The organism is Oscillospiraceae bacterium (assembly GCA_015068525.1).
Classification (GTDB): domain Bacteria; phylum Bacillota; class Clostridia; order UMGS1840; family HGM11507; genus SIG450.
On record SVKJ01000029.1, the window covers coordinates 1 to 13,653 of the forward strand.

15 protein-coding genes are annotated in these 13,653 nt (G+C 31.9%); 7 read left to right on the plus strand and 8 right to left on the minus strand.

Annotation, left to right across the window (positions count from 1 at the left end; genetic code table 11):
• Positions 1–255: glycoside hydrolase (locus tag E7419_07415; protein MBE7015014.1), on the plus strand; the 255-nt coding region annotated here is incomplete at its 5' end.
• A 413-nt stretch (positions 256–668) separates the two neighbouring features.
• Here E7419_07415 and E7419_07420 read toward each other — a convergent pair.
• The 4 genes from E7419_07420 to E7419_07435 form a co-directional block, all read right to left on the minus strand.
• The gene (locus E7419_07420; protein MBE7015015.1) at positions 669–3,098 is read right to left on the minus strand and encodes an ATP-dependent Clp protease ATP-binding subunit; all 2,430 of its coding nucleotides are present in this window, start codon (positions 3,096–3,098) and stop codon (positions 669–671) included.
• On the minus strand, positions 3,098–4,063 hold the full coding sequence (locus E7419_07425) for an ATP--guanido phosphotransferase (protein MBE7015016.1): 966 nt from the start codon (positions 4,061–4,063) through the stop codon (positions 3,098–3,100). The genes E7419_07420 and E7419_07425 overlap by 1 nt, the downstream gene beginning before the upstream one ends.
• A 280-nt stretch (positions 4,064–4,343) precedes the next feature.
• Positions 4,344–4,817: an excinuclease gene (locus E7419_07430; protein MBE7015017.1), complete on the minus strand. Its 474-nt coding sequence runs from the start codon at positions 4,815–4,817 to the stop codon at positions 4,344–4,346.
• A gap of 5 nt (positions 4,818–4,822) precedes the next feature.
• A complete protein-coding gene (locus E7419_07435) occupies positions 4,823–5,272 on the minus strand; it encodes a CtsR family transcriptional regulator (protein ID MBE7015018.1) in 450 nt (149 codons plus the stop codon).
• A gap of 320 nt (positions 5,273–5,592) precedes the next feature.
• On the opposite strand from E7419_07435, the gene E7419_07440 reads away from it, so the two are divergent.
• The 6 genes from E7419_07440 (at position 5,593) to E7419_07465 (ending at position 10,375) form a co-directional block, all read left to right on the plus strand.
• A complete protein-coding gene (locus tag E7419_07440; protein ID MBE7015019.1) occupies positions 5,593–6,948 on the plus strand; it encodes an NCS2 family permease in 1,356 nt (451 codons plus the stop codon).
• A gap of 220 nt (positions 6,949–7,168) precedes the next feature.
• Positions 7,169–7,729: an adenine phosphoribosyltransferase gene (locus E7419_07445; GenBank protein MBE7015020.1), complete on the plus strand. Its 561-nt coding sequence runs from the start codon at positions 7,169–7,171 to the stop codon at positions 7,727–7,729.
• A gap of 446 nt (positions 7,730–8,175) precedes the next feature.
• The gene (locus tag E7419_07450; protein ID MBE7015021.1) at positions 8,176–8,835 is read left to right on the plus strand and encodes a DUF4230 domain-containing protein; all 660 of its coding nucleotides are present in this window, start codon (positions 8,176–8,178) and stop codon (positions 8,833–8,835) included.
• 12 nt (positions 8,836–8,847) lie between these two features.
• Positions 8,848–9,432, plus strand: a complete 585-nt coding sequence (locus E7419_07455) for a DUF4230 domain-containing protein (protein MBE7015022.1) — start codon at positions 8,848–8,850, stop codon at positions 9,430–9,432.
• Positions 9,433–9,467: 35 nt separating this feature from the next.
• Complete coding sequence (locus E7419_07460; GenBank protein ID MBE7015023.1) at positions 9,468–10,190, plus strand: EcsC family protein; 723 nt, start codon at positions 9,468–9,470, stop codon at positions 10,188–10,190.
• Positions 10,190–10,375, plus strand: coding sequence for a TM2 domain-containing protein (locus E7419_07465; GenBank protein MBE7015024.1), 186 nt, complete (start codon positions 10,190–10,192; stop codon positions 10,373–10,375). Before E7419_07460 ends, E7419_07465 begins: the two co-directional genes overlap by 1 nt.
• Before the next feature lie 60 nt (positions 10,376–10,435).
• Here the strand turns inward: E7419_07465 and fba are convergent, their stop codons facing one another.
• The 4 genes from fba to E7419_07485 all read right to left on the minus strand — a co-directional run.
• A complete protein-coding gene (gene fba / locus E7419_07470; GenBank protein ID MBE7015025.1) occupies positions 10,436–11,299 on the minus strand; it encodes a class II fructose-1,6-bisphosphate aldolase in 864 nt (287 codons plus the stop codon).
• A 415-nt stretch (positions 11,300–11,714) separates the two neighbouring features.
• Entirely contained in the window at positions 11,715–11,948 is a 234-nt protein-coding gene (locus E7419_07475; GenBank protein ID MBE7015026.1) for a hypothetical protein, read from the minus strand.
• 244 nt (positions 11,949–12,192) lie between these two features.
• Positions 12,193–12,552 (minus strand): four helix bundle protein, encoded by a 360-nt coding sequence (locus tag E7419_07480; protein ID MBE7015027.1) that lies wholly within the window; start codon positions 12,550–12,552, stop codon positions 12,193–12,195.
• A gap of 487 nt (positions 12,553–13,039) precedes the next feature.
• Positions 13,040–13,653, minus strand: a 614-nt coding sequence (locus tag E7419_07485) for an ATP-binding protein (GenBank protein MBE7015028.1), incomplete at its 5' end; no start/stop codon positions are given.

The following is a 13,653-nucleotide window of genomic DNA, read 5'->3' on the forward strand; positions in this document are numbered from 1 at the left end:
AAAACAGGTGAGCCGATTTTGAGAAACTTAGAATACAACTATCCGCATTTGGGATATGAAAAAATAAATGATCAGTTTATGTTGGGTGAAAACATATTAGTTGCACCTGTTATTAAAAAAGGTCAGAAGATTAGAACAGTCATTCTTCCCTCGGGTGAATGGGAAAGTTATAAAGGTGAGATTTTTGAAGGTGGAAAGACAGTTGAAATTCCTGTTACGCTTAAAGATATACCATATTTTATAAAGAAGCAGTAAACAGGTTCAAAATGCACCTTAATAGGATAGAAAAAATTTAAAAATGGACAAACTTAACTAAAGTTTTTGATTTTTGGCCACCCGAAGCCTGTTAGGCATATCGAGTGGCCAAGTTCGTTCATAGCAGAAAGGATAAAATCCAACGATTTTTGCAAAAAATCTTTAATTTCAGGTACTTACATATTGATATATCTCACCTTTTGGGGTGTGGAGTCTTAGAAAGATTTTTTTGGAAAGTAAAAGGTAATAGTGAAAAAGTAATAAGTTTTTTTGACTGTTAGCGAGATGTTTCAATTTTTTTCAGGCTCTGATTTATCGTATTTTTTAAAAAAATAATGAAGAACCCGATTTTTGCATGACGCAAAGTCGGGTTCTTCACAGCCTGTTTTTATAGTGATTTTTCTTTTTTTATATTATATTGTTTCGTCATTTTGACATATAATTTTTCCGTCTTCTGCTTTCAAAGTAACAATACTGTTGGCTTTAATATTTCCTTTTAACATTTCTTCGGATAAAAGGTCTTCAATATCTGTTTGTATTGTTCTTCTTAAAGGTCTTGCACCATAGGAAGAGTCAAATCCCTTTTCGCATAAATAGTCATAAACTGAATCATCAACCGTAAGTTTGATTTCTTTTTCTTCGATTCTTTTGGCAAGAGAATTTAGCATTATCTTTGCGATTTCTTTTATTTCTTCCTGTGACAGTTTGTGGAAAACAATGATTTCATCAATTCTGTTTATAAATTCAGGTCTTAAATAGGATTTAAGTTCGGAGAGAACACTGTTTTTAATAGTTTCATAAGAATTATCTTCATTTCCTTCTGAAAATCCTAATTTTGCTTTGGTTTCAACAATTTTAGAAGCACCTATGTTTGATGTCATAATAACAACAGTATTTTTGAAATCAACTTTTCTTCCTTGAGAATCAGTAAGAATACCATCTTCAAGAATTTGAAGCAGAGTGTTAAATACATCAGGGTGTGCTTTTTCAATTTCGTCAAACAGGATAACCGAATAAGGATTTTGCCTTACTTTCTTGGTAAGCTGACCGCCTTCATCATGACCTACATACCCGGGAGGAGAACCGATAAGTCGGGAAACTGAATGTTTTTCCATATATTCAGACATATCAATTCTTATCATACTATCCTGGTTGCCAAACATAACTTCGGACAAAGTTTTAGCAACTTCGGTTTTACCAACACCGGTAGGACCTAAGAATAAAAATGAACCTATAGGTCTTTGAGGGTCTTTAAGACCCGCTCTGTTTCTTCTTATTGCTTTTGCAATTTTTGATATGGCTTCTTCCTGACCGACTACTCTTTTATGCATACGTTCTTCTAACTTTAAGAGTTTTTGGCCTTCTTCTTCGGTAAGTTTTGAAACAGGAATTTTAGTCCATGCGGAAATTACCTCTGCAATATTTTCTTCCGTCACACAGTCAACTGTTTTGGAATTTTCTTCTTCTCTTTTTGTTTTCTTTTCCTCAAGTTCTTTTATAAGAGTGTTTTCTTCATCGCGAAGTTTTGCAGCATTCTCAAAATCCTGAGCAAGAATAGCTTCATTCTTTTCTGCCTTTGTTTTTTCTATTTTTTCTTCCAGTTCCTTGTAATCGGGAGGAGTTGTAAGATTTCTTATTCTTAATTTTGATGATGCCTCATCAATTAAGTCAATAGCCTTATCGGGAAGAAAACGATCAGTAATATATCGGTAGGATAATTTTGCAGCGGCAACAAGTGCCTCATCTGAAATTTCTACCTTATGGTGTGCTTCGTATTTATCTCTTAAACCTTTTAAAATTTCAATAGTTTCGGAAACTGTCGGCTCGTCAACAGTAACAGGTTGAAATCTTCTCTCAAGTGCAGAATCTTTTTCAATATATTTTCGGTATTCGTCAAGAGTTGTTGCTCCTATTAACTGAATTTCGCCTCTTGCCAAAGACGGTTTTAAAATATTTGCCGCGTCAATAGCACCTTCTGCCGCACCTGCACCGACAATGGTATGGATTTCGTCAATAAATAAAATAGTGTCTTTATTTTCTTTGACTTCGTTTAATACTTTTTTAATTCTTTCTTCAAATTCGCCTCTGTATTTTGAGCCTGCAAGCATAGAAGTTAAATCAAGTGTTACAAGTTTTTTGTTTCTTAAAGTTTCGGGAACTTTATTTTCATATATCTTTTGAGCAAGTCCTTCTATTATTGCGGTTTTACCAACACCTGGTTCTCCAATCAGGCAAGGATTGTTTTTTGTTCTTCTTGATAAAATTTCAATAACTCGGCTTATTTCTTCATCTCTTCCAATAACAGGGTCAATTTTTCCTTCTTTTGCCGCTTTGGTTAAATCAACGCCAAACTTTTCATTTTCGCTATTTTTACTTTCACCCTGAAAACTATTTTTTTCCTGAGGTGTTCCCTCGTTAAATATTCTTAAAACATCCTGAACTATTTTTCCTGGATCGCAGTTTAATTCAGTAATTATTTTATATGCAACTGAATCGTTTTCGTTAAGAAGTGCCAGTAAAAGATGCTCAGTTCCGATATATTGATGGTTTGAATTTACTGCAATTTCTAAAGATATCTCTAAAATTCTTTTACATCTTGGGGTAGGGTATTTTCTTTTATTGTCGGGAGTTCCTCTGCCTATTAGTTTTTCAATAATTAAAGTAACATTTTCTTCGGTTACGTTATTTGAGGAAAGTGCGTTATATGCAATACCCGTTCCTTCCTTTAAAAGACCGAGTAAAATATGCTCGCTCCCCACATAGTTGTGCCCAAGTTCCATTGCCGCTTTTTCAGAAAAAGAAAGTGCATTTTCTGCTTTTTTTGTAAATCTTTTATCGTACATTAAATCACATCCTTTAAAATTTTTGCTCTTAGTTTATCTCTTTTTTGCGCGTCATCTTCGCCAATGCTTCCGGGTGCAAGTGAAGAAATAAGTTTTACAAAAGAGTTTTTATCTGTATTTGTAATTATTCCCATATTTATTCCCAGATAAACCATTGACCATAATCCTGAAAATTCTTTATAGTTTATAAGATAGCAATTTTTTAAAATGCCGTAAGAACGCATGATTTTATCTTTTAAGTTGTCATTTAAAATTAGATTTCGCAAGTTTTCTTCCTGTTTTACAATTTGTGTTGTAACATTTTTAATTTTTTCTATAATTTCTTCTTCCGAAATCCCTAATGTTGTCTGATTGGAAATTTGATAAATGTTTCCGAAACTTCCTGAACCTTCTCCGTAATATCCTCTTATTGCAATTCCTAAACGATTGACGTTTTCTGTAAGTTCGTTTATTTTGCCACACATAACTATCGCAGGTATATGAATCATAACCGAAGCTCTTAAACCTGTGCCGGTGTTGGTTGGGCAACTTGTAAGATATCCGTATTTTTCAGAAAATGCATATTCTTTACTCTCTTCTATAAGATCATCACACGCATTTGCAAGAGAGAAAGCCTCATCTAAATTAAAACCTTCTTTTATTACCTGTATTCTTAAGTGGTCTTCTTCATTTATCATAATACTAATTTCTTTGTTTTTATCTAAAATAACAGAAGACGGAACTTTGGAATTAAGTATATTCGGGCTTATAAGATGGCTTTCTACAAGTTTAAGTCCTTCTTGTTTTAGTTCATTTTCTTCTATTTCGCTAAAATAGAGAGAGGAGGAGGAATTAGATGAAAGAATAATTTCTTTAACCTCGTTTGTAATCTTTAATGCATCTTCTTTTGATATTTTTGATATAAAAGGATAATCTTTAAAATTTCTTGCAAGTCTTATTCTTGTGCTTAGTACAATGTTTTCCATATTTACAATCTTTCCTTTCTGAATGTTTAGGGATAGGAAAAAATTTTCAGAATGGACAAACTTAGCCAAATCCTTTGGATTTGGGTCACCCGAAGGCGTACTAAGTACGTCGAGTGGCTAAGTTTGTTCATAGCAAAAAGTTATTTAATTTCAAAGATTTTGTAAAAATCTTTACTTTGTTGCAACATAATATTTTATATTATTCGGTTATTTTCTTTTTATCGGCATGGCATACAGGTCATTTACTGCTTTTTGCGGTCTGGGAATTTTTAACATCCCTTTATCCCTCCAGCCCTTTTATTTCGTCTCTTATTTTCGCCGCTTCTTCATAATTTTCCTCAGCAATTGCTTTTTGAAGTTTTAGTTTAAGTTCCGATTTTAATTTTTTGTTTTTTAAGTCTTCACCGCACCTTTTTGGAATTTTGCCTGTATGAGAAGATGATGCGTGTATGTTTTTAAATAAAGGGTCTAAATAAACTTCGAATTTTTCATAACAATCAGCACAACCAAATTTTCCGGTTTCTTTAAATTCTTTATATGATGTATTACATCTGTCACACACATAGTCTGATGTTGTAACAGGGGTAAACATTCCAAATAAATCATTTAAAATGCTTCCTTTGGAAAATTCACTGAAATTAAATTCATCATTTCCCGCACAGACTTGACATAAGTGTTTCTCTGTAATAATACCATTGTAATTTTTAACTATTTTAACTGTTGCATTATTTTTCTTGCATTTTTCACAAAGCATCAAAATCAACTCCTTTTAATATTTGTGAGCATATTCTTCATTATTTTTGCTCTTAAATAATCTTTGTTCTCTCCATCTATGTTTAAAGTATTGTCTGAAACTGCGGCAAACATAATATTCGCTTCTCTTTTTGTAATAATATCATATTCAAAAAGCGTTTTGATATATGAATATGCCTCGTTCTGCTTTAAATAATTTCCTATTGAACTTATAAGAGTGGAAATATAATCATTTTTGGTAAGAAGAACTTTTCTTATAGTAATTCCTCCGCCACCGCCTCTTCTTGATTCAACTATAAACCCATGCTCGTTTGTAAACCTTGTGGCTATAACGTAATTTATCTGTGACGGAACACAATTAAAATAATTTGCAAGATCGTTTCTTTTTATTATTACTTCATTATCATCTGTAAGAAGTTCCTTTATATAATTTTCTATAATATCCGATATTGCCATATTATCTCTCCTTTTGACTTTGACTATCTTTGACCTTTACTATATGATAAATTAAATTTCCCAAAAAGTAAAGAGGTATTTTTAGTATTTTTTTGTCTTATTTTGAAGAAATACTTTTTTTGTACGATAAAAAGACAAATATACTTAAATTTTCTTAAGATTTCTTAATTTTTCTTTTAAAATTACATTTTTATATGTTTTATGTTAAATTTTAACAAAATGTTAAAAAAAACTTGAAAATAAATTAGCAAAGTTGTATAATTAAAATGTGCTAATTATTAAATTATAGTGTGAAAGCACTAAAAGAAGGAGAGGAAATTATGGAAAAACTTTTCAAATTAAAAGAACATGGCACAAATGTTAAAACTGAAATTATTGCAGGTATTACAACCTTCCTTGCAATGGCGTACATTCTTGCGGTTAACCCTGGAATGCTTGGTATTATTCCTGATGGTCCCGGTGCTGCAGCTATATTTATGGCTACTGCTCTTTCAGCTGCTATCGGTACAATATGTATGGCATTTTTTGCAAACTATCCTGTAGCACTTGCTTCCGGTATGGGGCTTAACGCATTCTTTACTTATACCGTATGTTTAGGAATGGGCTATTCATACAAAGTTGCTCTTACTGCTATATTACTTGAAGGTATTATCTTTATGATTCTTTCAATCTTCAAGTTCAGAGAAGCACTTGTTAACAAAATTCCTGCAAACCTTAAACTTGGTATAACAGCAGGTATTGGTTTATTTATTACAATTATTGCACTAATTAATGCCGGTGTTGTTGTAAACAACGATTCTACATTAGTTGGTCTTGGAAATCTTGCATCTCCGCAGGTTGTTCTTGCAATTGTTGGTTTACTTATTATCGGTGTGCTTCATCACTATAAAGTTACAGGCGATATCTTAATCGGTATTTTAGCAACATGGGTTCTTGGTATTTTAGCAGAGTTAATCGGCTGGTATCAGGTTGATATAGAAGCAGGCGTATATTCACTAATTCCAAATCTTTCATGGGAAGCAATCAAAGCAAACTTTGCTGCTCCTGCATTATTCCAGTTTGATTTCGGATTTATCGCTAAAAACTTCGGTGCTTTTGCTGTAGTTTTATTCACATTCCTATATACTGATATATTTGATACAGTTGGTACTCTTATCGGTGTTGCTCAGAAGGGTAATCTTCTTGCAGAAGATGGTTCTCTTCCAAGAGCAGGCGGTGCATTAATGGCTGACGCTGTTGGTACAGTTGCAGGTGCATGTCTTGGTACATCAACTGTTACGAGTTATGTTGAATCTTCAGCAGGTGTTGCTGCAGGTGGTAGAACAGGTTTAACTGCTCTTACAACAGGTATTTTATTCCTTCTTGCAATTCCTCTTGCACCAATATTCCTTGCAATTCCTGGATTTGCTACTGCTCCTGCTATGATCTTTGTTGGTCTTCTTATGTTATCAGCAGTTACAAAGATGGATTTTGATGGCGACGTTGCAGACTCAATCGGCGGTTTCTTAGCGATTGCTATGATGCCATTTGCTTATTCAATAGCAACCGGTATTATGTTTGCTATGATTTCATGGGTTGTTCTTAAAATTTGCTGTGGTAAAATTAAGGATATCAGCCCTATTATGTGGATTTCAGTTGCATTATTTGCACTATATATCGGCACACAGGTTATGTAATTTTAATGTGGGAATGTTAAAACCTTAAGACTGCAAAAAGTAGGGAACGACCTGTGTGTCGTTCCGATAAAATAATACCAGATTTATAATATAAAATATTATGTTATAAAAATCATTGGAATTTATACTTTTTGTTATGAATAATTTATTCTATCCCATAAAGAGAGGGTGTTTAAAAATTTACTTTTTAAACACCCTTGTTAATGAAAGGTACTTAGTTATGAAAAATTCTTATACACTAAACGTTGCAGGGCTTAAAAGGGAACTACCTTTTTTTAAGGTTAGTGATGACCTTACAATTGCTGCTTTTATTATGTTCGGTGATGTTGAACTTACCGAACATTGCGCAAAAGCGCTTTTAGAAAAAGCCCCTTTGTATGATATAATGATTACTGCCGAAGCGAAAAGTATTCCTCTTATATACGAAATGGCAAAACAGGCAGGCAGAAACAATTATGTTATAGCAAGAAAAAAACCAAAGGTTTATATGAAAAATCTTATAAGTGTTTCGGTTAATTCTATTACAACTCACGGAGAACAAAATTTATATCTCGGAGAAGATGATATAAATCTTTTGAAAGATAAAAAAGTGCTTATAGTTGATGATGTTATAAGTACAGGCGAATCTTTACAGGCACTTGAAACTCTTGTTAAAAAAGCAGGAGGAAACATTGTCGGCAAAATGGCAGTTCTTGCCGAAGGAGATGCAATAGAAAGAAATGATATTATTGCTCTTGAAAAATTACCACTGTTTGATGGTAACGGAAATATAATAGAATAATACTTAAAAAGCAGATTTTCAAAACCGAAAGTCTGCTTTTTTGATATATTTGACATAAATCAAATTTGATATGTTATCTGTGATAACTCGATATGTTCTTTCCGAAACTCGATATATTGCCTTTGGCAACGAAAATGAGGTAAAAAACGTGTTTTACAAATTGTTGAAAAACGACAAAATACTTGTTTTTACGATTATAATATGCTACAATATTATTGCTACACAATCAAAATATTTAATGACCGTTAAGGAAATAATACATTGGTAAAATGTGTTTTTTCCTTTATACTCATACCTTGACGGGAGAGATTGTGTAGCAACAATAAGGGGAAACACTTTTCGTGCGTTCTCTTATTGGGAACGCATTTTTTATGTTTTCTTAATATGAAATGTAAATTTCGCGAAATTTACAAAGGCTATTTTGAAAAAGTGAAAGGGGAAAGATTATGGAACAGAAAACAAAAGAAATTACTCAAGAAAAAAAGGAAAACAATGTTATTAATTTTAAAGAAAGCGTTGTTACCATGTGGAAGAATATAATTTCATTTCTTATGAAAAATAAAAAATATTCTTTAATTTGTATAGTGGGTATATTGTTACTTGGCATTGTTTTAGGATTTGTGTTTAGTAGAGAATCTGAGGTTATAACTATTTCTGAGGCTTCACTTAAAGAAATAATTTCTGCTAGTGATTTGTCCACTGTAGAGTATACTTATAATTCAATCGTCACAATTTCCAATGAAAAAGAAGAAAAGTATCATGTTGCATATGATGGAATTGTTAAAGCAGGATTTGACTTTAATCAAATAACTGTTACGGATAATCAGAAAGAAAAAAAGATTATAATTACAATTCCAGAAATTAAAATTATATCAGCAGTAGTTAATGATCAAAGTTTGGAATTTATATTTTTAAAGGATAAATATGATACTGAAACTACATATCAAGAAGCATATAGAGAAAGTATAAATGATCTTAAGATTAAAGCAGAGCAAAATAATGACATCAAAATAATAGCAAGGGAAAATGCTATTATGACTATGAAGGCATTTATTAAACCATGGGAAGAACAACTGCCTGAAGGGTATACGGTTGAATGTATATAGGGAGGTATAAAGATGAAGTATATTAAATATATTACAGCAATAATTTTGGTGATTTGTACTTTGTGTCTATGTTCGTGTTCTAATCAGATAAAAGAACCAGATGAAGAACAAATTAAGGCTATATGCGAATTGACAACTTTGAAATGTTATTATAACAATGTTGCTAAGTCCACTAAAGAAAAAGGAACAGGTTGGACACATATGCTAGAAAAGGATAGAAAATTTTGGATTGAGTATGAAGGATTTGCAGAAATAGGTATTGATATGAATGATGTTTCTATGAGTATAAACGAAAACAATGTCATAATTTCAATGCCTTCTGCAAAACTTCTCAATCTTGGAATTGTGACAGAAACCTTGAATGAAAATTCTTATATAACCTCTAAGGATAATTGGTGGAATAAAAACAAAGTAACATCGGAAGAACAACAAGCGGCGATTGGTAATGCTCAGGAAAAAATGAGGCAAACAGTGTTAGATAATAAGTCATTATTTAATCGTGCTGAAAACGAGGCGAAAATCCTGATAGAAAACTATATTAATAATTTGGGTAAAATGTCAGGAATAGAGTATAATATCACTTGGGAAAAAATGTGACTGCAAATGGCTCATCTTGAATAGGAGTGGAATGAATGGAAAAGTTAAAAAAGGAATTGTTATCCCAAGAGGATATCATGAAGATACTTGATACATGCTATGAAAAAACAATGAACGGAATTCCTAAATTGAGTTCTGCGGTCGAAGAGGTAGCAATTGAATATATGGACAAGTATTCAACAAAAGAAGAAGCGTGTAAAGCAATGATAAAAAATCAAATTATCAAATGCACAACATCAGGTTTTCTTACAGGCTTCGGTGGAGCAATTACTTTGCCGGTTACTTTGCCTGCAAATATTACAAGCGTTTTATATGTTCAAATGAGAATGATCGCATGTGTTGCATATATCTCCGGATTGGATTTGAAAGACGATAGAACACAGACATTTATATATGCCTGTCTAGCGGGGGTTTCTGTTAACAATCTTTTGAAACATGCCGGTATTCAGTTTGGTGTGAAATTAGCTAATGGACTGATTAAAAAAATACCGGGAAAAGTTTTGACTAAAATAAATCAAAAAGTTGGATTTCGATTTATTACTAAATTTGGAACTAAAGGGTTGATAAATATAGGCAAACTTGTGCCGGGAGTCGGCGCTGTAATAGGCGGAAGTTTAGATTACATTGAAACTAAAGCGATAGGAGATAGAGCGTATAAGTGGTTTTTTGAAGGTGATTATGTTTATGATGAGAAAGCAGAAGAAGATGCAAAGATAATAGAGATATCAGATTATGAAGAGATTGTGGAGGAAGTTTAATGCCAAAAAATAAATGGATATCGTTTTTTCTGTGTCTGTTTTTAGGGTATCTTGGAATACATAAGTTTTATGAAGAACGGATACTTTTAGGAATAGTTTATTTATGCACAGGGGGGGTATTCGGTATAGGAGTCATTATAGATCTGATTATACTGATATTTAAACCTAACCCTTATTGCCCATAAATTTAAAAAAGCAGATTTTCAATTTAGAAAATCTGCTTTTTTATATGTTAAATTAATACCTTACGCTTTATTTATTGAACCGAAAAGTTCCATTTTTTCTTTAACAGTTTCTTTAATTGCTTCAAAACCTGGTGCTAATACTTTTCTTGGGTCAAAGCCTTTTCCTGATAAATCTTTTCCTTCTTCAAAATATTTTCTTGTTGCAGCAGCAAATGAAAGTTGACATTCAGTATTAACATTAATTTTTGAAACACCAAGTGATATTGCTTTTTTAATCATATCAGTAGGAATACCTGTTCCACCATGAAGAACTAAAGGCATTGGGTTTGTTTTTGCTTCGATTTTTTCCAAAACTTCAAAATTAAGTCCCTGCCAGTTTTCAGGATATTTTCCGTGAATATTTCCAATACCTGCAGCAAGAATGTCAACACCTAAGTCAGCGATAAGTTTACATTCATCAGGGTCTGCAACTTCGCCGTTGCCGACAACACCGTCTTCTTCTCCGCCGATTGCACCAACTTCTGCTTCAACAGAAATACCTTTTTCGTTTGCAATTCTTATTATTTCTTTTGTTTTTTCAATATTTTCATCTATCGGATAGTGAGAGCCGTCAAACATAACTGATGTAAAACCTGCATCGATTGCTTTTAGAGCGCCTTCGTATGAACCGTGGTCAAGGTGGATTGCAACAGGAACATCAATATCAAGTTCTTCCATCATACCTTTAACCATTCCAACGATTGTTTTGTAACCTGCCATATATTTTCCTGCACCCTCAGATACGCCTAAAATAACAGGTGATCTGTTTTCTTTAGCAGTAAGAAGAATTGCTTTGGTCCATTCCAGATTGTTGATATTGAACTGACCTACTGCATAATGGCCTTCTTTTGCTTTTTTCATCATTTCTTTTGCTGATACTAACATATTAAATTTCCTCCCAAAGTATATATACTATATATAAGTATATGCTAAAATGGAAAAAAAATCAATATATTTCTAAAATTAAGTAAAATAAAAAAGGAATTTAATTTATTTTGGAGAAAATAATAAGTGAAAGGGGAAGTCCCCGATTAAATAGACAAAAAATTTAATTTTAATGAGGTGATACCAATGTACAGTGATGAAACCGTCTGGGTAAAAAAAGTATATTTGTGTGTTCAGGGAAAGGAAATTATTAAAATTAAATATAATGATATAAAGAAGAATGATTAAAATAAAGTTTTGTGGATTTGAGTTAAATATAAAATTTGAACATATAGATTTATCTTTAATAGTAAAAAAGCACTCTAATTGAGTGCTTTTTTAGTTAGCGGTTAATTAAAATCGTTTTATATCCTTTTTAAAAATCATGACGAAAACCTGCGGAAATTTTATATTTTTCAAATATGCATACTATTTCTTCTATCGCATCAAAATCAGAATAATTTTCGTCTTTAATAACCTTTTGTATTTCACCTAATGCCATAATAGCAGTTGTGTTAGCAATTTGTGATACATCAATTTCAAAATCTTCGAGTCTGAACCTTACATAATCAGTTATATGTTCTCTTAAAAGTTCAAGTTTAATATTCATTTTTTACCTCCTAAATTAAAAAAGTGCGTAGCCGAAGCCACGCACGAAAAATGCATAACTCCGATTGCTGCGACACAAGTTTTCAACCAATCCCAAGGAATGTGAAAACAGAGAATGCATTTTTACCAAAATAAAAATACATCCTTGATAATTGGTTAATATTAACTTGTGTCGCAAGTATAGTATAACACTTATCTTAAAAAAATGCAAGAAAAAACTGCCGCGATAATTGTGGCAGTCTAATTTATTTATCAATATTTTGTTTTGCGGTGTTGATTGAGGAAATCAATACTCTTTTTATTTCGAGGCAATCTTTAAGCAAAGATTCTCCCTCTTCCTTTGTCAGTAATGCTGATTTAACAAGCAATCTTAACCAATATTCAGTTTCAGCAGTTTCTTTTAATGCTATATGTAATTTAGATATAAAATCAGCCTTACTTTGTCCATAATTGGCTTCATTAATGTTCGCACCAATACTTGTACCACTTCTGACTATTTGCTTTGATATAATTGTTTCCTTTTTATCTTTAACAAGATATCTTTGCAACTTAATTATTTTTGCTGCAAAATCTATTGATTTATTTATTAAAATATTCTCTTTCATATTCATTACCAAAAGTATTATATCATTATATACAAAGAAATTCAATTATTAATTATTCATCAGCGAAGCGTCTTCATTATTCATCATTCATTAAAAAATCCTGTCGAAATTAATGAATAATGAATATTGAATAATGAAAAATGAATAGTACAAAACAAAAAATCCTATCTTTAGGTGGGTAGTGATAAGGAAGTATTGAGAATATTACTATTTACCGACAGACAGGGTGTAAAAGAAAGTTAGGCATATCGCTTTTTGCAGCGGTATGCCTGTTTTCGTTTATATATGGGTAAAATGTCACGCAATAGCGGTTAGAAATCGCTTGTTTTATGCGGTTAGAAAGCACGAAAACAGACAAGGTAATGGTTTTATATCCAAAACCTTAAAAATGGCTTCTATCGTTCCATAAAAATACATTATATGATTATTAAATTTTAAATTAATAGCAAAAAAGAGAATCAAGTTAAACTCAATTCTCCTTAGTTTTTTATCTCTCTGTTATTTTTACTAAAGTTTCTAATCTGCTTTTATTTTCCGCTCTACTCTTTTTTACATAGCCTAACTTGTCACAAATAAATTCAATTTTTTGACAAAATATATCTTGACTCAATTTAGACATAAACAAAGTTCCATCATCTTCTCTACAACTGCAATGCCACTGCTGTTCATCATCTAATGGATGCTCTGGACGAAAATCTCTTATATTGAATATCTTGTGCTCAATTTGTGTAATCCATGCAGCACCAACTTCAGTTAATGCTCCCCAAGATTCCTTTGTATGATTGCTGGTAACAAAAATTACATACATTTTTTGCGTAGAGTAACTATCCACAAAAAAGTCTCTTAAATAATTATATATACCGCTTTTACCTACATCACCTTCGGGAATTCGTGATACCTCGTCATCACAATTTGTATATATTATATCAGATGGGGGAACATTATTAAATATGAGCATAGCATAAACAATATCAGCTAAATCTTTATCAGGATATGTTTGACTGATTAGTATTTTTTTCTTTTGAGAATCAATAATACTTTTTATTCCCATATCTGGGCTGTTAGCATTAATTTCATCTGATAAAATGTTTTCAACTTCCT